Source organism: Sorangiineae bacterium MSr12523 (assembly GCA_037157775.1).
GTDB classification, from domain to species: Bacteria; Myxococcota_A; Polyangia; order Polyangiales; family Polyangiaceae; genus Pendulispora; species Pendulispora brunnea.
The window spans coordinates 3,948,211-3,968,818 of sequence record CP089982.1 but is presented as its reverse complement, the minus strand read 5'-3'; the positions used below and the strand labels follow the sequence as shown (position 1 = coordinate 3,968,818).

Sequence of the window (20,608 nt, the reverse complement as noted above, 5' to 3'; positions counted from 1 at the left end):
GAGACGTGATATGACGGCGCCGAGCCAAAGGAACCACGTGGAACGCCTCATCGTCTTTCGTCATGTGCGCGCCATCGATCCCTCGTCGTCTCTCGATGCGATCATCGACGTCGTCATCGAGAACGACCGCATCGTTCGCCTCGGCCCGAACGTCGGCGCCGAGGCAGCCAAGGCCGATTGGGCCCAGGTCATCGCCCCGCCGCCCGGCGCGTGGCTCCTGCCCGGCCTGGTCGACCTGCACGCGCACCTGCGCGAGCCCGGCCAGGAATCCAAGGAGGACATCCGCAGCGGCCTCGGTGCCGCCGCCGCCGGTGGCTTCACCGACGTCTGCGCGATGCCGAACACCGTGCCGGTGAACGATAGCCGCATGGTCACCGAGGCGATGCTCTCGCGCGCCCACGAGGTCGGCGGCCCGCGCCTGCACCCCATCGGCGCCATCACCATGGGCCAGCGCGGCGAAGCGCTCACGGAAATGGGCGATCTGCGCGAGGCCGGCGCGGTGGCGGTCTCCGATGACGGCCGCTGCGTCACCAGCAGCTCGGTCATGCGCCGCGCGCTCGAATACGCCAGCGTGTTCGACATGCCGGTCATTCAGCACGCCGAAGATCACGCCCTCACCGAGGGCTCGCAGATGCACGAAGGCTCCGTGTCGACGAAGCTCGGGCTGCGCGGTTGGCCGCGCGTCGCCGAGGACATCATCGTGGCGCGCGACCTGATGCTTGCAGAGTACACGGGTGCCCGCTACCACGTGGCCCACGCCTCCACCGAGGGCACCGTTCGCTTGCTGCGCGAGGCCAAGTCGCGCGGCCTGCGGGTCAGCGCCGAGGTGACGCCGCACCATCTGCTCCTCACGCACGAGGCCGTGGGCCTCTACGACACGGCCTGCAAGGTCAATCCGCCGCTGCGCGAAGAGCAGGACGTGCAGGCCCTGCGCGAAGGCCTGGCCGATGGCACCATCGACGCCGTCGCCACGGACCATGCGCCGCATGGCATCCTCGACAAGCATTGCGAGTTCGCCGAGGCCAAGCCCGGCATGATCGGCCTCGAGCTCTGTCTACCCCTCTTGCTCGGCCTGGTCGAGCAGGGTGCTCTGCCGCTGAATCGCCTCGTGGAGTCGCTGACGCATGCGCCCTCGAGCATCGCCCGCCTGCCGGACAAGCGCATTCGCGAGGGCGCCCGCGCCGATCTGGTCCTCGTGGATCCCGAAGAGCGCTGGACGATCGAAGCATCGCGTCTACGCTCCAAGTCGAAGAACACCCCATTTTTGGGCAGAAACGTCAAAGGACGCGTGAAAATGACCTTGGTGGCTGGAAACATCGTCTTCAACGGGGGATCGTGATGAGCACGGAGCGCGCCTACCTCGCTCTAGCCGATGGAACCGTCTTTCCCGGGCGCCCCTTCGGTGCGCGCGACCTGACCACCGGCGAAGCCGTCTTCACCACCACGATGACCGGCTACCAGGAGGTGCTCACCGACCCGTCGTACGCCGGGCAGATCGTGGTGATGACCGCCTCGGAAATCGGCAACGTCGGCGTCAACGCGGAGGACAGCGAGTCGGTCGACGGCCGCGTGCACGTCGCGGGCTTCGTCGTGCGCGACCTGAGTCCCCTCGCCTCCAACTGGCGCTCCGAGGAGTCGCTCGACGCGTACCTCGCACGGCACGGCAAGGTGGGCATCGAGGGCGTCGACACGCGCAAGCTCACGCGCCACCTGCGCGACCACGGCGCGCAAAACGCCGCCATCGGCACCGAGGCTCCCGAGGTTCTCGTGCGGCGGGCCCGCGAGGCCGTCGACATGAACGGCCTCGACCTCGTCGACGTCGTCTCCCCGCGCGAGCCGTACCGCTGGACCGAAGGCCGCGGCGGCTGGAAGGTGCCCGATCCGGTCACGGGCGTCGTCGCCTCGCACGAGCCGAAGCACCACATCGTGGCCATCGACTACGGCATCAAGAAGAACATCCTGCGCTGCCTCGTCGACTCGGGCTGCAAGGTCACCGCCGTCCCCGCGCGCATGCCCGCGTCGGAGATTCTCGCGCTCAAGCCCGATGGCGTCTTCCTCTCCAATGGCCCCGGCGATCCCGCGGCCGTTCAATACGGCATCGCCACGGTGCGCGACTTGGTCGGCAAGGTTCCCATCTTCGGCATCTGCCTCGGGCACCAGCTCCTCGCCAGCGCGCTGGGCGGCAAGACGTACAAGCTCAAATTCGGCCACCGCGGGGCCAACCAGCCGGTGAAGGATCTCACCACCGGCCGCATCGAGATCACCACGCAAAACCACGGCTTCTGCGTCGACCTCGACTCGCTCCCCGCCCGCGCCCAGCGCACGCACGTGCACCTCAACGACGGCACCAGCGAGGGCATCGCGGTCCCCGAATTGCGCGCCTTCAGCGTCCAATTCCACCCCGAGGCGGCCGCCGGACCGCACGATTCTCTGTATTTGTTCGAGCGATTCACCCAGATGATGGGTTAAACGCAGTTCCAGGTGCTCCACCCGGGCCAGCGTGCTACGAGGAGCGCTCGCAAATGCAGGGAAAGACGCGCGGAAAGCAAACGGAGACCGACTCGAAGCGGAAAAGCGTGTACTTCGTCAGCCTCGGCTGCCCGAAGAACCGCGTCGATAGCGAGGTCATGGTGGGCGTTGCCCGCTCCTCCGGGTACGAAGTCGTGGCCGAGGCCGAAGAGGCCGAGACCATCGTCATCAACACCTGCGGCTTCATTGGCGAGGCCAAGAAGGAGTCGATCGACACCATCCTGGAGATGTCCGAGCTGAAGAAGCACGGCAACCTCGAGCGCCTCGTCGTCACCGGGTGCCTCTCCCAGCGTTACCCAACCGAGCTCTCCTCGCAGATGCCCGAGGTCGATCACTTCCTCGGCTCGAGCGACATGCTCAAGCTCGGCGACGTGCTCCGCGGCGGGGCCGAGCGCATGCTCGTCGGCCACCCGGCGGACTGGGTCGTCAGCGCCAAAGATCCGCGCGTGCTCACCGGCAACCGCGTGCACGCCTACGTGAAGATCGCCGAGGGCTGCAACCGTGTCTGCTCCTTCTGCACCATCCCGGAATTTCGCGGCAAGCAGCGCTCCCGCGCCATCGACGACGTCGTGCGCGAGGTCGAGCAGCTCGCCGCGCAGGGCGTGGTGGAGATCAACCTCATCTCGCAGGACACCATCGCCTACGGCCGCGATCTCTCCAAAGAGACGCGCGGCTCGCTCGCCGCGCTCGTGCGGCGCGTGGCCGAGGTGGAGGGCATCCGCTGGGTGCGCCTCTTTTACCTGTACCCCGAGACCATCGACGCGGAACTCATCGAGCTGCTCGGGCACCACCCGCGCGTGGTGCCTTACGTCGACATGCCGCTCCAGCACGCCGCCGACGCGATGCTTCGCCGCATGAAGCGCGGCCACGGCATCGATCGCCAGCGCCGCGTGGTCGAGCGCATGCGCAAGGAAATCCCGGGCCTCACCTTCCGCACGGCCTTCATCGTGGGCCACCCCGGCGAGACGGACGACGAGTTCCAAGAGCTCTGCGACTTCGTCACCTGGGCCGAGTTCGAGCACGTCGGAGTCTTCCGCTACTCGGACGAGGAGAGCTGCAAGAGCTACGGCTTCGACGACAAGGTCAGCGCGCGCATTGCCTCGAGCCGATACCGCAAGCTCATGAGCCTGCAGCGCCGCATCGCCCGCAAGGCCAACAAGGCCCGCATTGGCCAGGAGCTCGACGTCTTGGTCGAGGGCCAGAGCGAAGAGCACGACTTCGTCATGGCCGGCCGCCACGCTGGCCAGGCGCCCGAAATCGATGGGCAGGTCTACCTGTCGGGGGCGGAAGTGCTCGCCGGTCAAATTCGGCGGGTTCGCATCTCCCAAGCCAGCGACTACGATCTGGTCGGCGACGTCATCGACGAAGAGTCGTTCACGGACACGCCGGCTTTGCCCAAGAAGAAAAAGAAGATCGCGCTGAAGATGTTCGAGGCCCCCGCCACCATCGCATCGCCCACCACCGAGTGGCGCTAACGAACATCGCCGCATCGCGTCATTGGAAAAAGGCATGCGCCGCACAACAAGCCTTGTGCGACCCTGCCATTTTCCATGCATGATATTGCCGATCGGCCAAAAATGAGCGCGCGCTCGTCGTACAAAAAGAGCGAGGCCAGTCGGCGTTCCGTCGTCGAGGCGGCGGTGCGTGCCTTGGCCAACCAGGGATTTGCGCGCACGAGCGTGAGCGACATCGCCGACTCCGCGGGCATGAGCAAAGGGGTGGTGCATTACCACTTTGCGAACAAGGACGATCTCATCACGCGGGTGCTCGAGCACTGTTCCGAGATCGTGCGCTCACGCATCCGCGTCGCCTGGGATCTGGGCGGCGCCCCAACGGAACGCATCCGCCGATTGCTTCGCGAAGCATGGGCCATCCGCCGCGAAGGCGGCCCCGAGATCCGCGTGATGATGGACCTGATGACCCAGGCCGTCCACGACACACACCTGCGCGGTGCCGTCCGAAAAATGATCCAAGCAACGCGCGAGCAAGTCATCGCGGAGTTCATGCTCAGCTTCCAAACTTTGGGCCTCCGGCCAAAAGTCTCCCCCACGGTGGTCACTCGAATGCTCATGGCATCCCTGGATGGGCTCTGCATGCATCAGCTATTCGATCCGCAAGATCCCACCGAGGAAGAGGAGACGTTGCGCGCGCTGGAGATCGTGGCGTTCTCCTTGTTCGAGCTGTGAGCTGCTGAAAACCCGCAGAAGAAGGAAACCGCCAGGGCGCCAGGATCGCCAGGGGTTCACTGTTAAGACTCAATAGGGTTGTGGGTTGGTTTTCACAAAAACCAACAAAATCAAACATTTAACACATCCGTTTCCCTTGGTCCCCCTGGCGACCCTGGCGTCCTGGCGGTTTCCCTCTTCAACGGGTGCCCACCGGCTCAGTTGCGTCATGTGACAGTGCGGTTAATTTTGACGCACCGCAGTGCAAGGGGTTGACTTTTTGGTCAATCGGCCAAAAGATACTGGGCGGCCAGTTTTTATTCTGGCTCAACCCAAAGGGGTGCAACCATGTTCGACAACCTCTTCACCATGATGGGTCCCGTTGGCAGCTCCGTCGCGATTGCGAGCGTGCTGGTCACCGTGGGCACGGTCATCGGTCTCGCCCGGTGCGTGACCATGCGCCGCCTCGTTCGGTTCTAATCCCCGCCGCGTTCAGCGCGGGATCTGGAACGTCGTCAACGGGGAGCTCATCGTTCCGAACTCCTGTTTCACATCGAGAAAATCGCCTGCGTGCGCGGGAATGACCGCTTCCCAGGTGCCTTGCGCGTCGGCCTCGGTGCCGTCCACGCGGTCGTCGCCGGAGAGTGTGCTGTTGTGGTTGATGATCACCACGATGGCGTTGGGCTCCACGCCGTGCTCGGAGCGAAGTCGGTATTGACCCTCCCCGGTTTGGGCGATCGACGGGATCGCGGGCGGTGGCAGCGGCAACGTCGGACTCGCGCACGCGACCAAGGCCAGAACGACGAGGAGTGCGAAAAACGCGGCCGAGAACCGACGCACGATTCGCTGCAAAGAAAGCCTCGCCATGGTGCAAACTAGGTAGCACATTTCGAGCCCGGGCATTCTTTGCAGATCGAGCCTTGTTTTCCCTGGGAACGGTGGCGATCGCACCCAAAGTTCCCAGCCTTGCCAACTAAGTTGGCTCAATTGCCAATGCACGCGCTCGCGGGCTAGAAGAAGAGGGGTTGGTCGCGTCGCTCTCCAAACCGCCTCTATCTGGTCCGGACTCCGCGCCCGCCGTTCGCCCTCGGCAGCGCAATCGCATCGGCTTCACGAAAGCGTACGCGCGCCCCATTCCGTACGCGCTTGCGCTCGCCGCCTTGCTCGCGTCCACGCGTGGCGAGACCATCGATCCCAAGGCGGTGAGCCGCTCGGCGGCGCTCATCACTGTTCTGTCGACGCGCGGGCTGGCATGCGAAGAGGCGGACATCGCGTGGGTCACCGGTGCAGATGGCATCGAGGGCGCCATGCTCGGGGGCGCACGTGCGCTCGTCCGCGCGCACCTCGCCAAAGAGCCCAATGATCTGTACCTCGTCGAGGCTCGGCTCTCGCCCGAGGGTGCCCTGCTCGACGTAGGCTCGCTCTGGAATCTGACGCATTCGATGGGCGTGGATGAATCGCGCCCGGTCCTCGCGCGGTTTTCCGGACGCACCTTCGCCGCCACCTCCACGTCGCTCGATGGTGTCGTCAAAGACGTGCACGTCTTCGATCTCGCTGGTCAATCGCCTGCAGAATACACGGACTTCACCCGACTGCAGCGTTGGCAGCTCTCCCTGAGCAATCTGCAGCAAACGGGGCAAACGTCAGGGGTCGTGCACCAAGTTTTCGAGCTGGATCCTCCGGCGGGTCAGATCGATCTGTCGTTCGCAGGCGATGGAAAGCTCACCGCCGTCGCCGACAAGCGGCGCATCGTCATCGATGCCCTTCACGGCGCTACGGTCGAGGGCGCGGGATGGATCCGCACCCGCCCCGACGTGAAGGCCGCACCGGGCAGGCTTCTCACGTGGACGGTCGACCGCGTGCGCGCCATGCCCTGGTTCGGCGAGGAAAAGATGCAAGTCGTGAAGGCCGTCGCCTTCACCGCCCTCGACTGGGTCATGCGCGTGCGCTCCCGCATCTCGCCCGATGCCACGGAGCAAGAGGTCGCACGCGATCTCGCGGGCATCAACCAGGGGCAGCACCAGCCGGTGTTCACCGATCCCGAGCTCGGGTGGCCGCCCACGCCGATGAAGCCCATCATCACGCCACCCATTCCCGGCGAGGGCCAGTGGATCTCGCTCGAACGCGACCCGTTCATCCACCAGAGCCCCGGCGTGCCCTCGCCCTTCGTCACTTCGTTCGTGCGCGCCGACAAGACGCGCCATGAGACGCGGGTGTACGTCACCTTGTGGGACCCGCGGCAGATTGCGCTGCACATGCAGGCCGGCACCGTCGAGCCGGTGAGCGCAACCGGCGAAGCAGGCACCGGCGAAGTGCCGCGCACCCCCGAGGTGTGGAACCACCTCGTGGCGGGCTTCAACGGCGGCTTCCAAGCGATGCACGGCGAGTACGGCATGCAGGCCGACGGCGCGCTCTATCTCCCGCCCAAGCCCTATGCGGCCACCGTTCTCGAGATGAAGGACGGCTCGACGGCCTTCGGCGCCTGGCCGGAGAACGCCGAGGTGGGCGACGATGTGCTCTCATTCCGGCAGAACCTCACCGCGCTGGTGCAGGACGATCGGTTCAACCCGTGGGGACGCACCTGGTGGGGCGGCACGCCCAAAGGCTGGGCGGACGAGGTGCACACCACGCGCAGCGGACTGTGTCTCACCAAGGAAAACTTCGTCGGTTATTTCTGGGGCAACGACATTTCGGCCGACGTGCTGGCCAATGGCATGTTGGCCGCGCGCTGTGCATTCGGAATGCACCTCGATATGAACACCGGCCACGCGGGCTTCGAGTTTTACAATGCGCAGCCCAAGGATGCGCTGACGCCACTCGGGCGGCCGCTCCAGCAAGATTGGGAATTCGAGGGCTCGCTCAAATCGATGCCGGATTTCCGCGTGCGCGCGCGGCGCATGGTCAAAGGCATGGGCCATATGAACTTCCCGCGCTACATCCACCGCGACGAGCGCGACTTCTTCTACCTGACGCGACGCCCGCTCTTGCCAGGGCCCGATGTTGCGCCGGCGATCACACCCGCCGCCGCTGGCGAAGGCACATGGCGCGTGAAAGGCCTACCGCAGCACGGCTTTCCATATGCGATGGCCACCACGTGGGTGCGGCCCCTCGCGAACCGGCCGGACGTCAAGGTGCGTGTACTCCGCATCGATCCGCGCACCGTGCGTGCCGCCGCGAGCGCAGGCACCACCGAACAGACCCCCACCGTGGTGTCCTTTTCAGGTGCACACCCCGCGCGCACGCCCTCATCGCCCTCATCGCCGTCATCCCATACGGGCATTTGGCTTTCGCAAGGACTCTTTCAGGCTCTGCCGAATGCACCCTCCGACGGCGTGCTCATTGCGAGCGGCGAATCGATCACGCCATCGACGGACGCGCGGACGTTCGCCGGCATCGATGACGAAGAAGGAATGCTCGTGTGGATCGAGCTCGATCCGGCACGGCCTCCCGATGCGGAAACGACAGCCGCAATCGATGCACTTCTTGCAAGACTCGGATGCGGGACACGCTTCGCCATCGCCGGTGACGCACATGCGTTTCCAGGTGGTCACCTGGATATCGCAGGCGAGCCCACGGCGGAAATTGCTGCCACGGCACGCCTCGTTCGCGGCGAAACTGCGGGTGCGCACCCGCAATTCGCGACAACGCCCATCGTCCGACCTTCAGTGTGGCAGCCGCTTCAAATGCAGCGGGTGCGTTATTTCAATAAGAGGGCACCGCGATCTCCGAGTTCACAGGGGAGCGCCGTTCCCCTTTTGGATGCGGGCGCCCCGAGGTAAAAAGGAATGCGTTGAGTTTCCCACGAGCCTTCGGCCCCTACACCCTGCTCGCCCGGATTGCCTCCGGTGGAATGGCCGAGGTGTTTCGCGCCCGAAACAAGAAATATGGCCATTTCGTCGGGCTGAAAAAGATTCTTCCGCATATCGCCGAAGACGAAGAATTCATTACCCTCTTCGAAGACGAGGCCCGCATCGTGTCGCGGCTGGAGCATCCGCACATTGCGCGCATGCTCGATTTTGGCCGTGTCGACGGAAGCTTTTATATCGCCTTCGAATACGTGCACGGCAAGGATCTGCGGGCGGTCTTCGAACGGTCCACGCAAAAGCGTGCACCGATACCGCTGCCGTTCATCCTTTACGTGTTCTCGCGCATCGGTGAAGGCCTCAGCTACGCGCACTCGCGCCGCGACGAAAACGGACTTCCCTCCTCGATCGTTCATCGCGATATCAGTCCGCAGAACATCGTCGTGTCCACCACGGGCGACGTCAAACTGGTCGACTTTGGAATTGCCAAAGCCCAGGGCAAGATCTCACGCACGCAGGTTGGCTCCATCAAAGGAAGCTTCGGCTACATGAGCCCCGAGCAAGCGTGCGGCGCCGAGGTGGATGCACAGGCCGACGTCTTCGGGATGGGCGTCTGCCTCTGGGAATTCCTCACGCAGAAACGGCTCTTCGATGGCGAAAACGAATTCGTCATCCTGCAGAAGATCCGAGAGGCGGCCATGGTGGCGCCACCGTCGACCATCCGGCGCGACACGCCGCCCGAGCTGGACCGCGTGGTGATGCGCGCCCTCGCGACCGATCTGGAGAAGCGCCAGCGCTCGGCCAAGGAGCTCTACAGGGAGCTGCAATCCGTGGCGATGGCCAAAGGTGCAGTGGCGTCACGCGCGGAGGTAGCCGCCTACATGCGCCATCTCTTTCCCGAGTTGACGGATACGCCGTCGGAGGCACCGGAAGCGAACGGACCCGTGAGCACCGGCCCGAGGACAAAGCGCATCGGATGGCCTGAGAAAGCCCAGGGCGGTACCATGTCCACTGGGTCCCAGGAGATCACGGAGATGTCATCAGAAGTCGAGGACGATAATTCGGAGGACGAGACCATCGCCGCTGGGCGACTCCCTCCGATGGAGACCGTGGGCGGAAAGCTCGTCGTAAAGCAGGAGCCACCGCGACGATCGGCCCCGAGCGGACCTCCTCCGACTCCTCCGTCACCGCCGCTGGGCCGCACGCGCAGCGATGCGCCGCGCCCGTCCAATCCCGTGGTGATGCGTTCGCCGGCGCGCGATCTGCCGCTCACGCCGGCGATCGGCAAGCGGACGTTGCTCGGCGTGCATGCTGCTGGAGCACCAGGTGAGTTGACGTCGTCGGATCTCACCCCTGTTGCGGTTCCGTTTTCCGCATCGACGCCGCTCACCAATGTCGCGTATCCGGCCTCGGCCTATTCCACGCAGCAGCGGCAGGCACTGCAGGCAGGCGTGACGTTGCCCCTCGACTGGGACGATGAGCACGAGGCGAGCAACGTGCTCGACAACGCCGATCGCCCGAGCGGACAAGTGCAGGGCCCGCCGTCGCAACGTCGCAGCGCGGTTCCACGGCTCACGCCGGCACCGCCGCCTCCAGTTCCGCCGCCCGTCACGCAGCGCGGTGGGTTCCATCAGACGCCACCGACGACGGCGCCGCCTCCGCCGATGCCCTATGCCTCAGCAGGATCAGCAGGATCAGCCGCAGGCGCGGTGCCCGTCACGTCGGGTTACATGACGCCGCCGCCCTCGCGCCGGTACAGCACGCCGGGCCCCTTCTCGCAGCCTTTGCCGAGCGAGGCGCCGCCGCCATCGTCGGGCTTTCCGCGTGTGCGTGCGACGCCCCTGCCGATTCAGGCGATTCCGCAGCACGCCTCGAGTTCCGGGCCCATTTCGACGAACCCCGCACCCACGTACGGTGCGCCGCCGTATCCTCCGCCCACGAGCCGCTACGAGCCAACGGCGCTGGTGCGTCCGCCGCCAAACCGCACATGGCTCTTCGTATTGCTCGCCGCGGCGTTGCTCGTCGTGAGCGGCACCACCTTGCTCATCGTGCTGTTCCCGCGCACGGGCAAGGTCGCGGTTCGTGTGAGTGATCCCCATGGCATGATGTACAACCGCGTGGAGATCTTTCTCGACGGCAAGAAGCAGTGCGACACCTCGCCCTGCCTCGTCGAGGGGGTGAGCGCGGGCACGCACAACGTCAAGGTGCTGGGCGCCGACGGCTCGGTGAGCGAGCGCGCGGTCGTTGCCGAGTCACGCAAAGAGGTGCCCGTCGACGTGGTGCTCGCATCGAATGCATCGCGCCCCACGACGGGCGTCCGTGTGGCGGCCAACCAGCCCGGGATGAAGCTGTTCGTCGATGGGCGCGAGGCGGGACTGCTCCCTCAAGAGGTGCGGGACCTCACGCCGGGCGAGCACAAAATCCGCATCATCGGCAACGAACGCTACGAGCCGCTCGAACGCACGGTCACGCTCGCCAAAGATGAAATGCAGGATCTTGGCTCGCTGTCGCTCAAAGTCCTTCGCGGCAAAGTGACGATTACGCTCGGCACGCCAGGGGCCAAAGTCTATTTGGTCTCGGGAGCCGATCGACGGGATTTGCCGACGTTCCCCATTTCGGTCGACATCGATACGTCGAACAAGGCATGGAACTTGGAAGCGTCTCGCTTCGGGTTCTCCGATTACCGACAGCCCATTAGCTTTGCCGATGGCCAGGCCGAGAAGACATTCAACGTCCAACTCGAGCCCAAGGTGCCGCTTCCGCAATTCGCCGCCGCCAATCCGCGCCCCGCGCCCGCGTCACCGCCCGCGAAGGAGCGATTCGAGGGGCCGACGATGCTGCCCGACAGGAATGCGGCTGCGAGCGCAGCGTCCGACAGCTCGCCAGGGCAGCAAGCGGGGTCTGGGGGTGAGGCGTTCCTCAACATCAATTCGATCCCGGCATCGTCTGTGGTCCTCGACGGAAAGCCGATTGGGAGTACACCCAAGGTTCGTATCTCCGTACCACCGGGCAACCACACCGTCGTCTTCGTGAATGCCGAACAGGGCCTTCGCAAATCCGTTCAAGTGAGTGTTGCCGCAGGTGATACCAAACCGGTCATTGGTAAGCTCCGCGAGTAACGACCATGCGCCACATCCACAATGGTTTCACGCTGATCAAGATGCTCGTCGTCGTCGCGATGGTCGGGCTTTTCGCCGGCCTCGCCTTGTACGGAGTGCGCCAGTCGCACGTGCGATAGGGCTTGGCGTTTACCCCTTGATCCGCGCGACGCCTCGTTCATCGAGGAATGCGTGGAGGCGTTCGCGTTCTTCCGGGGTGAGCACCGGGGCGAGCCACGATTCCATTTCGGCGCGGCGGCGGAAGATGCGGCGGGCCGGATTCCCCGCTTCGCGGATCATGCGCATGAATTGAAGGCTGAACGTCGGCGCGTCGCTCACGAGGTAGGCGCTGCGCTCGACGTGCGGGTTGTCGCTTCGCATGAGATGCGTCAGCTTGTCCGACACCTCCGGGGCAAAGATGTCGGCGCCCATGAGATCGCAGGCCGTCACCACCTTGGTTCGCACGACTTGCACGAGGTTGCGCGTTTCGACGAAGGCGCGATTCGCTTCGTCGACGGACAGGGGCGTTTCGACTGTCAATTCGATGAGCCGCCCCACTTTGTTTGCCACGATGTACACCGCGCACGCCCCCAAATATTTTCAATGAAACAGAGAGACGTGCTTCGCGCAAGAGTCCGCCGCGCTCACACCTGCATGCCACGCATGGCGCGAAGTCCCGCTTCGATGGAAACGGCGCCTTCGTAGCCAAGTTCTTTTCGCGCCTTCGTGTCGTCCACTGTGACTTCGTGCCCCACGAGCAAGAAGGCTTGGTACGGAAGCGGCGGACGGCTGCGCAGGTGAAGCGCCCGCCACAGTGCGTCGGTGGTTCGCGAAAGTGTGCGCGCGAGCCAGTACGGAATGGTCTTCGACGGCGGTGTCACGCCCTGCGACTCGAGCAGCGAGGAGATCATCCAGCGGAATTGCACCGGCTTGCCGTCGGTGAGAAAGTACACTTCGCCCGGGCGACCGTGTTCCGCCGCCTTCACCAAACCTTCGCACACGTTGTCGATGTGGCAAGTCGACGTGAGGTACGTGCCGCCGCCCACCCAGCGCAGCACGCCCGCGTTCGCGCCCTCGATGAGCTTTGGCAACAGGGTCGTATCTCCCTTGCCCCAAATGAAGCGCGGGCGCGCCACGATGGTCTCCAGATCGGGGCCATTGGCACGAAGCACGCGCCGCTCGGCCTCGGCCTTCGTGCGCGAGTAGATGCCAATCGGCTTTTCCGGAAGCGGCTTTCGCTCGTCGGCCATGACGATGGGTGCCCCATCGACCAGCACGGCCTCCGTGCCCACGTGCACGAATCGGCGCACGGCCGCACGTCGCGCGGCCTCCAACATGTTCTCCGTCCCGCGAACCGTTACTTCCCACGCCTCGTCGTCGTTGCCCCAATCCTGCGTAAACGCGGCCGCGTGATAGACGACGTCGCAACCTTTCATCGAGTTAAGGACCGCGTCGCCGCCACGGAGATCGCCCTCCACCACCTTCGTGGCCCCGGCCGCGCGCACGCTTTCCGCCGCCTTCCCGGAGCGGGCCAACGCGCGCACCTCCTGCCCTCGCGCCACGAGGTAGCTGATCAATGCCCGCCCCACGAAACCCGATCCACCCGTCACGAACGCAACGCTCATGGCGGAGTCGTATCCGAAGCGATGACCGTTCGCTGCATGGATTCGACCGCTCGCGGCACCCGCGTGGCCGTCCCTTCACATCGCGACGAAATGTTGGACGATTTCCGGGGTCGACCCCATACCTCAGCCCAGTTTTTCTGCGCTAGCGGCGTCTTCGTTGCCGTCTTCGTGGCAGAGGAGCAGCTAGACCAGGGAAGAGGCTTTTAAAAGCGCCATGTGGCTCGTTCGGATTGCTCTCAAACGCCCGTACACGTTCATCGTGATGTCGATGCTCATCGTCATCCTCGGTGTGGTGACGATTCTGCGCATGCCGACGGATATCTTTCCCGAGATCGATATCCCCGTCATTTCGGTGATTTGGCGCTACAGCGGCCTTTCGCCCGAGGAGATGGAAAAGCGAATCGTCAGCAACTCGGAGCGCATGTTGACCACCACGGTCAACGACATCGAGCACATCGAAAGCCAGTCCCTCCAGGGCGTGGCGGTCGTGAAGATCTTTTTCCAGCCTGGCGCGAACGTCGATGGTGCAACGGCGCAGACAACTGCTGCCATGGCAACTATTATCGGGCAGATGCCTCAGGGCACCCTCCCTCCCCTGGTGATCCGCTACAGCGCGTCCAACGTGCCCATCTTGCAGGCGGCGCTGGGGAGCGATTCGCTCAGCGAGCAGCAGCTTTTCGACTACGGCATCAACTTCGTCCGCGCCGACATGGCCACCGTACAGGGCACGCAGATCCCCTGGCCCTACGGCGGCAAGCAGCGGCAGATCATGATCGACATCGACCCCCAGCGGCTTTACGCCTGGGGGCTCTCGCCGCGTGACATCAACACGGCGCTCAGTCAGCAGAACCTGGTGGTGCCCGGCGGCACGGCGAAAATTGGTGAGGACGAATACCCCGTCAACGTGAACAGCAGCCCCGAGCTGCTCGAGCAGATCGCGGGCCTGCCCGTGAAGACCGTGCCCGGCGGCACCACCGTGTACATGCGCGACGTGGCCAACGTGCGCGATGGCAACGCGCCGCAGACCAGCATGGTGCACGTGGAGGGCAAGAAGTCGGTGCTCATGAGCATTCTCAAGATGGGGAGTGCGAGCACGCTCGACGTCGTCGCGCGCATCCGCGAGGTGCTGCCCTCGACGTTGGCCAAGCTGCCCAAGGACTTGAAGGTCAATCTGCTCTTCGATCAATCGGTGTTCGTGCGTTCGGCGGTGAGCGGCGTGGTCAAAGAGGCCGCCATCGCCGCGGGGCTGACCGCCATCATGCTCCTGGTGTTCTTGGGGAGCTGGCGCAGCACCATCATCGTGGTCATCTCGATTCCGCTCTCCATCTTGGTATCCATCGTCATTCTGCGCTTTCTCGGGCAGACGCTGAACGTGATGACCCTGGGCGGTATGGCGCTGGCCGTGGGCATCTTGGTCGACGACGCCACGGTGGCCATCGAGAACGTGCACCGTCAGTTCGGCATGAAAAAGCCGCTGATCCAGGCCATCGTCGACGGTGCCTCGGAAATCGCCGTTCCTGCGTTCGTCTCGACGTTGTGCATCTGCATCGTGTTCGTGCCGGTCATGTTCATCACCGGCGCGGCCAAGTCGCTGTTCAGCCCCTTGGCCATGGCCGTCGTGTTCGCGATGATGACCTCGTATTTCCTATCGCGAACCTTGGTGCCCACGTTGATGAAAGGGCTGCTCGCGCGCGAGGCCGAGGAGCACATGCACGGGCACGAGGCGACGGGCGTCTTCGCGAAGTTCAATCGCGGCTTCGAGAAGCTGCGCGACTTCTATGGCGCGTGGCTCGCGTGGGCGCTGGCGCACCGCAAGCTGGCCATCGGCGGCTTCTCCGTGTTCGTGGTGCTCTCGTGCGCGCTCTTCCCGCTGGTGGGGCGCGACTTCTTCCCCACCGTCGACGCGGGGCTCATCAAGCTGCACGTGCGCGGCGTCCCCGGTACGCGGGTGGAGGAGACGGAAAAGGAGTTCGTCCGCATCGAGGATACGATCCGCACGGTCATACCGCCGCACGAGATCGAGACGATGATCGACAACATCGGGGTGCCCAACAGCGGTATCAATCTGTCGCTGAGCGAGGGCGCGCTCATCTCGCCGGCCGACGGGCAGATCTTCATCGCGCTGAAGAAGGAACACGAGCCCACGGCGGCGTACGTGCGCAACATCCGCAAGACCTTGCGCGCGAAGTACCCGGATTCGACGTTCTTCTTCCTGGCGCCGGATATCTCCACGCAGGTGCTGAACTTCGGTTTGCCCGCGCCAATTGACGTGCAGGTCGTCGGTGCGCCGGGCAACGAGGAGCAGACCTTCGGCGTGGCGCAAAAGATTGCCGATGCCATGGAGGCCATCCCCGGCGCTGCCGACGTTCACCTGGCGCAGGTGACGCGTGCACCGATTCTGAAGGTGGACGTGGACCGCACGATGGCGGCCCAGTTGGGCATGACCGAACGCGACGTTGCCGGCGATCTGCTGGTGTCGCTGTCGTCGAGCTCGCAAACCTCGCCCAGCTTTTGGGTCGACAAACGCGGTGTGCAGTACTCCGTGGCCGTGCAGACACCGCAGTACCAGGTCGACTCGTTCAACGCGCTGCACACCACGCCGCTTTCTGCCGGCGCCGGCGAAGGCGGCACGCAGCTGCTGTCCAACGTGGCGCAGATCAAGCGCGGCTCGGCAGCGCAGAATGTCACGCACTACAATGTTGCGCGGACCTTCGATGTGCAGGCCAACGTGGACGGGGCCGATCTTGGCTCGGTTGGAACAGCCATTTCGCGCATCGTGGATAAAATGAAGCCCGATCTGCCGAGGGGTACGACGGTGCGCATCAAAGGCCAGGTAGAAAGCATGGAGTCGTCGTTCCGCGGGCTTGCCTTCGGCCTGCTGTTCGCGGTCGTGCTCGTGTACCTGCTGATGGTGGTCAACTTTCAGTCGTGGCTGGATCCGCTCATCATTCTGATGGCACTGCCTGGCGCCATCGCCGGCATCGCGTGGATGCTCTTCCTCTCGCGGACCACGTTGAGCGTGCCGGCGCTGATGGGCGCGATCATGTGCGTGGGCGTGGCCACCGCGAACAGCATCCTCGTGGTGACGTTCGCCAATGACCAGCGCAAGCTTGGTTACGATTCCGCGAAGGCCGCGCTCGCCGCAGGGATGACACGACTTCGCCCGGTCTTGATGACGGCGCTCGCGATGATCATCGGTATGTTGCCGATGGCTCTCGGATTGGAAGAAGGGGGTGAACAGAATGCACCGCTCGGACGAGCGGTCATTGGAGGACTTTTGCTCGCCACGGTCACCACGCTTTTCTTCGTTCCCGTGATGTACAGCCTTTTGCGCAAAGCCACGCCGGCCACGCCCGAGCCGCTCTTGGAGAACCTATGAGCCCGCGCGATCACGAAGCCCGCGAGCAAACGCCGCCAGCCGAGACAACCGAGACCACGGATACGCTTGGGTTTGCGCTGCCGGAGCCGGCCACGCTCACCAAGACGCGGGTGGTGTCGCTGGCACTGGGTGCGCTGGTGGTGATGGGCGGCGCATTCTTGCTCGGGTATCTGCCGAAGCGCCAGGCCCGGGCCGCACTCGAGGAGAGCACGAAGGTCGCCGCGCAAACCTCGGCGCGCGTGGCGGTCATCTCGGCGAAGGTGTCGGCGAGCGATCGGGCGATCCTGCTCCCGGGCAGCGTGCAGCCGCTCGAGGAGACGGTGATTTACCCGCGCGCCAATGGCTACACGCGGCGCTGGGTGGCGGACATCGGAGACAAGGTCAAAGAGGGCCAGCTCCTCGCGGAGATCGACACGCCGGAGCTCGATCAAGAGTTGGAACAGGCGCGCGCGCAATTGGCCCAAGCCAGTGCGGCCATCGCGCAGGCCAATGCCAACCGCGATTTCTCGAAGAGCACCTTCGAGCGCTACAAGCAGCTCACGTCGGCGGGGCTGGCCTCGCAGCAAGATTTGGAGCAGCGGCGGGCGCAATCGCTGGTCGACGAGGCAAATGTGGGCGTGTCGCATGCCAACGTGGAGGCGCAGCAGGCGAACATCCGGCGCCTGACGCAGTTGAAGTCGTTCGCACGCGTGGTGGCGCCGTTCGATGGGACCATCACGTCGCGCACCATCGAGCGCGGTGCCCTCGTCGCCATGGGCAATACGACACCGCTGTTCAAGATCGCCGCAACCGATCCGATGCGCGTGTTCGTGCAGGTGCCGCAGGACGTGGCGCCCAGCGTGAAAACGGGGCTCAACGCGAAGGTTGGCGTCCGCGAATACCCGAACAAGGCGTTCGAGGGCACCATCTGGCGCGCGGCCGGCGCACTGGACTCGGCATCGCGCACGATGAACACCGTGGTGCGCGTGGCCAATCCCACGGGGGAGCTGCTGGCGGGCATGTACGCGCAAGTGTCCCTCACCTTGCCCACCCCGCACCGTGTCCTCGAGCTGCCGTCGACGGCCATTCTGAGCGACGCCAAGGGCGTGCGGGTGGCGATCGTGGACAACGACAACAAGATCCGCCTCGTGCCCATCGTCATCGAACGCGACACCGGCGCAACCATCGAGATCTCCAGCGGCCTCGAAGGAAACGAGAAGATCGTCAAAATCGTCGGAGCGGACTTGTTCGACGGCAAGACGGTCGAAGTCGTTCCCTAGTCTAGTTTAGCAGGCTTACACTTCGCGCATGCGCGAAGGAAAACCGAGTTACACGGCGGCGTGGGTGGCGGCACTGCGCGGGTTGGCGCCCGCGTCGAATGGGCCCGATGCACCGGATCCGGTCGCGCGCGATCTGGTCCCGCAACCGTATGCGTTCACCTTCGAGCTGGTCGAACGGTTTCCTTCGCTGTGGAGCCGCGTGCAGGACGTGGCGGCCCGCTACAGTGCGTACCATTTCAACCACGTGTCCTTGCGCACGCGCGCCATCGACGACGCCGTGCTCGATGCCGTCGCAAGCGGTGCGCGCCAGGTGGTCGTTCTGGGTGCGGGCCTCGATTCGCGGGCGTGGCGTCTGCCGAGTTTGCGCGAGGCGGTCGTCTTCGAAGTCGACCACCCTGCCACCCAGGCTTACAAGCGCGAGAAAATCGGAGAGCGTCCGAGCTTCGCGCGGGAGGTGCGCTTCGTGTCGGTCGACTTCGAGCGCGATGCCCTCGAGCAGCGATTGCGCGAAGCCGGCCACGATGCGGCGCAAAGGAGCGTCTTCATTTGGGAAGGCGTCACCATGTACCTGCTTCCGGAGGCGGTGGAACGCACGCTATCCGTCCTCGAGCAACTGGCCGCGCGGGGTTCCACTTTGTGCGTCACCTACGGCCAACGTTACAAGCGAGGTCCGGGCGCACAGGCCGTGCGCTGGCTCGTACGCCGTAGCGGCGAGCCATTCCGTGCACTCTACACGCCCGAGACGATGGGCCAATTGCTCCAGCGTCATGGCTTCGACGTTCTCGCCGACGAGGGCCTCCGCGAATGGGTGCGGCGCTACCTCGACACCGAAACGCGCGGAAGCTTCGAGCGCCTCGCCCGCGCCGTGAAGGTGTGAGCGAGCCACCTCAAACCTCAAACCTCAGACCTCAGACCTCAGACCTCAAACCTCAAACCTCAGACCTCAATCTCTAACTCGCACTCGCACTCGCACTCGCACTCGCACTCGCGGGTGCGACAAGCCGACGACAACTGGAGGTTGTATTCGTGGCGGTCCCTCGCAGCCCATAGTTACGAGTGCGAGGTTAAGTGCGAGTGCGGGTGCGAGGCAGAGTGCGAGATCGAGGCAGAGGCTGAGGCTGAGGCTGCGAGGCCCGAAACCGAGGTGCTCAGTGACGGAAGTGACGCACGCCCGTGAACACCATCGCGAGGCCCAGTGCGTCGGCGGCGGCGATGACGTCGGGATCTTTCACGCTGCCACCCGGCTGGGCGATGGCGGTGATGCCAGCCTTCGCCGCAGCCTCCACCCCGTCGGGGAACGGGAAGAACGCGTCGGACGAGAGCACCGTTCCGCGGGCGCCGTCGCCGGCCTTTTCACATGCAATTTGCACGGAAATGACCCGGGACATCTGACCGGCGCCCACGCCCACCGTGCGCGTGCCGCGCGTGAGGACGATGGCGTTGGACTTCACGTGCTTGCACACGCGCCAGCCGAAGCTCAAACCGCGGAGCTCCTCCGCGGTGGGGGCGCGGCGGCTGACCACCTTGCCGTTCTCCACCTCGCCCTTGGCGCTGGCATCGCGGCTCTGCACGACCAGGCCGCCGCCGACGCGCTTGTATTGAAGTGCTTCGTGATCGGCCCCGAGCCAGGCGCCCGTGGCCAAAAGACGCAGGTTCTTCTTCGCCCGCAGGACTTCGAGGGCGCGCGGCTCGAACGAGGGGGCCACGATGCACTCGAGGAAGGTCTCGGCCAGCGCGGCCGCGGTGTCGGCATCGACGGGGCGGTTCAGTGCCACGATGCCACCGAAGGCGCTCACCGCATCGGCCTCGCGCGCCTCACGGTAGGCCGCGACCAAGGAATCGGCCTCGGCCACGCCGCACGGGTTCGTGTGCTTCACGACCACGGCCGCCGGCGCGTCGAACTCGCGAACGGCATCGAGCGCCGCCTCGACGTCGACCAAATTGTTGAAGCTCAGCTCTTTCCCACCGGCGCCGAGGCTCTCGGCACGTGCGAGTGAGCCGGCCGCCGCACCGCGCTCCACGTAAAAAGCGCCCTTCTGATGCGGGTTTTCGCCGTAGCGCAGCGAATACGCCCGCTCGTACGGCAACGTGAGGTAGCGCGGGAATGGCTCGCGCGAACCGTCGGCCTGCCGCGATGACAGGTAGCCGCTGATGGCCGCGTCGTAGGCCGCCGTGTGGGCGAACGCTTTCGCCGCGAGCTCCGAGCGAACGGCTTGGCTCACATCGCCGTGGGCGGCAAGCTCCGCCAGGATGCGCTCGTAGTCCTGCGGATCGCACACGATGGTGACGCGGGCATGGTTCTTCGCCGCGGAGCGCACCATCGACGGGCCGCCAATGTCGATGTTTTCCACGATTTCCTCGTGGCTCGAGCCGCTCGACTGGGCGACGCGCTCGAAGGGGTACAAGTTGACGACCACCAGGTCGATCTCGCGGGCCCCGAGCCGCTCGAGATCGCCGCGGTCGCGCTCTCCGCGGGAGAGGATGCCGCCGTGGACGCGCGGATGCAGCGTCTTCACGCGGCCGTCCATCACCTCGGGCGATCCCGTGTAGTTCTCCACCGTCTCGACGGGGATGCCGGCGTCGGCCAGCGAACGGGCCGTGCCCCCGCTCGAGAGAAGCGTCACCCCGCGATCGGCCAGGGCGCGCGCGAAGGGGACGAGACCGGTTTTGTCGGAAACGGAGAGAAGGGCGGTTCGGACGGGCATGCCCGCCCGTTATCGTCTCTCACCGCCCCGGTCAATGGTCGCCGT

Annotated in this window: 13 protein-coding genes and 1 pseudogene; 10 read left to right on the top strand and 4 right to left on the bottom strand. The window is 65.0% G+C overall.

The features are described 5' to 3' along the window. The first annotated feature begins 37 nt into the window (after nt 1–37). The 4 genes and pseudogenes from LZC95_16005 to LZC95_15990 all read left to right on the top strand — a co-directional run bounded on the left by LZC95_16005 (nt 38) and on the right by LZC95_15990 (nt 4,715). Nucleotides 38–1,339 (top strand): dihydroorotase, encoded by a 1,302-nt coding sequence (locus tag LZC95_16005; GenBank protein ID WXA98330.1) that lies wholly within the window; start codon nt 38–40, stop codon nt 1,337–1,339. Further along, nucleotides 1,339–2,469, top strand: a complete 1,131-nt coding sequence (carA, locus tag LZC95_16000; protein ID WXA98329.1) for a glutamine-hydrolyzing carbamoyl-phosphate synthase small subunit — start codon at nt 1,339–1,341, stop codon at nt 2,467–2,469. The genes LZC95_16005 and carA overlap by 1 nt, the downstream gene beginning before the upstream one ends. A gap of 53 nt (nt 2,470–2,522) precedes the next feature. Continuing rightward, nucleotides 2,523–3,899, top strand: a pseudogene (rimO, locus tag LZC95_15995) (30S ribosomal protein S12 methylthiotransferase RimO). Nucleotides 3,900–4,106: 207 nt separating this feature from the next. Continuing rightward, complete coding sequence (locus LZC95_15990; protein ID WXA98328.1) at nt 4,107–4,715, top strand: TetR/AcrR family transcriptional regulator; 609 nt, start codon at nt 4,107–4,109, stop codon at nt 4,713–4,715. 471 nt (nt 4,716–5,186) lie between these two features. On the opposite strand, the gene LZC95_15985 is transcribed toward LZC95_15990, so the two are convergent. Further along, nucleotides 5,187–5,561, bottom strand: a complete 375-nt coding sequence (locus LZC95_15985) for a hypothetical protein (protein ID WXA98327.1) — start codon at nt 5,559–5,561, stop codon at nt 5,187–5,189. A gap of 158 nt (nt 5,562–5,719) precedes the next feature. On the opposite strand from LZC95_15985, the gene LZC95_15980 reads away from it, so the two are divergent. From LZC95_15980 to LZC95_15970, 3 genes are read left to right on the top strand one after another with little or no spacing between them, the layout of a single operon-like run. Further along, nucleotides 5,720–8,473: a hypothetical protein gene (locus LZC95_15980; protein ID WXA98326.1), complete on the top strand. Its 2,754-nt coding sequence runs from the start codon at nt 5,720–5,722 to the stop codon at nt 8,471–8,473. Between the two features lie 11 nt (nt 8,474–8,484). After that, nucleotides 8,485–11,616, top strand: coding sequence for a protein kinase (locus tag LZC95_15975; GenBank protein ID WXA98325.1), 3,132 nt, complete (start codon nt 8,485–8,487; stop codon nt 11,614–11,616). A 5-nt stretch (nt 11,617–11,621) separates the two neighbouring features. Then, nucleotides 11,622–11,735 (top strand): type II secretion system GspH family protein, encoded by a 114-nt coding sequence (locus tag LZC95_15970; protein ID WXA98324.1) that lies wholly within the window; start codon nt 11,622–11,624, stop codon nt 11,733–11,735. Between the two features lie 10 nt (nt 11,736–11,745). Here the strand turns inward: LZC95_15970 and LZC95_15965 are convergent, their stop codons facing one another. Together LZC95_15965 and LZC95_15960 are read right to left on the bottom strand one after the other, a co-directional pair. Next, nucleotides 11,746–12,165 carry a hypothetical protein gene (locus tag LZC95_15965; GenBank protein WXA98323.1) on the bottom strand — a complete coding sequence of 140 codons (420 nt, stop codon included), beginning with the start codon at nt 12,163–12,165 and terminating at the stop codon, nt 11,746–11,748. A 74-nt stretch (nt 12,166–12,239) separates the two neighbouring features. Continuing rightward, entirely contained in the window at nt 12,240–13,220 is a 981-nt protein-coding gene (locus LZC95_15960; GenBank protein WXA98322.1) for an NAD-dependent epimerase/dehydratase family protein, read from the bottom strand. Between the two features lie 214 nt (nt 13,221–13,434). On the opposite strand from LZC95_15960, the gene LZC95_15955 reads away from it, so the two are divergent. Genes LZC95_15955 through LZC95_15945 form a run of 3 tightly spaced genes read left to right on the top strand, consistent with a single transcriptional unit; the run spans nt 13,435 to nt 18,735 of the window. Next, nucleotides 13,435–16,599, top strand: coding sequence for an efflux RND transporter permease subunit (locus LZC95_15955; protein ID WXA98321.1), 3,165 nt, complete (start codon nt 13,435–13,437; stop codon nt 16,597–16,599). After that, complete coding sequence (locus LZC95_15950) at nt 16,596–17,858, top strand: efflux RND transporter periplasmic adaptor subunit (protein ID WXA98320.1); 1,263 nt, start codon at nt 16,596–16,598, stop codon at nt 17,856–17,858. Before LZC95_15955 ends, LZC95_15950 begins: the two co-directional genes overlap by 4 nt. 28 nt (nt 17,859–17,886) lie before the next feature. Further along, nucleotides 17,887–18,735, top strand: a complete 849-nt coding sequence (locus tag LZC95_15945) for an SAM-dependent methyltransferase (GenBank protein ID WXA98319.1) — start codon at nt 17,887–17,889, stop codon at nt 18,733–18,735. A gap of 271 nt (nt 18,736–19,006) precedes the next feature. Here the strand turns inward: LZC95_15945 and purH are convergent, their stop codons facing one another. Next, nucleotides 19,007–20,563, bottom strand: coding sequence for a bifunctional phosphoribosylaminoimidazolecarboxamide formyltransferase/IMP cyclohydrolase (gene purH / locus LZC95_15940; GenBank protein WXA98318.1), 1,557 nt, complete (start codon nt 20,561–20,563; stop codon nt 19,007–19,009). Nucleotides 20,564–20,608: the final 45 nt, after the last annotated feature.

Coding starts and splice junctions, on each gene's coding strand:
- LZC95_15990 (WXA98328.1), top strand. CDS start 4,107: ATGAGCGCGCGCTCGTCGTACAAAAAGAGCGAGGCCAGTCGGCGTTCC.
- LZC95_15960 (WXA98322.1), bottom strand. CDS start 13,220: ATGAGCGTTGCGTTCGTGACGGGTGGATCGGGTTTCGTGGGGCGGGCA.
- LZC95_15950 (WXA98320.1), top strand. CDS start 16,596: ATGAGCCCGCGCGATCACGAAGCCCGCGAGCAAACGCCGCCAGCCGAG.
- LZC95_15970 (WXA98324.1), top strand. CDS start 11,622: ATGCGCCACATCCACAATGGTTTCACGCTGATCAAGATGCTCGTCGTC.
- carA (WXA98329.1), top strand. CDS start 1,339: ATGAGCACGGAGCGCGCCTACCTCGCTCTAGCCGATGGAACCGTCTTT.
- purH (WXA98318.1), bottom strand. CDS start 20,563: ATGCCCGTCCGAACCGCCCTTCTCTCCGTTTCCGACAAAACCGGTCTC.
- LZC95_15945 (WXA98319.1), top strand. CDS start 17,887: ATGCGCGAAGGAAAACCGAGTTACACGGCGGCGTGGGTGGCGGCACTG.
- LZC95_15955 (WXA98321.1), top strand. CDS start 13,435: ATGTGGCTCGTTCGGATTGCTCTCAAACGCCCGTACACGTTCATCGTG.
- LZC95_15985 (WXA98327.1), bottom strand. CDS start 5,561: ATGGCGAGGCTTTCTTTGCAGCGAATCGTGCGTCGGTTCTCGGCCGCG.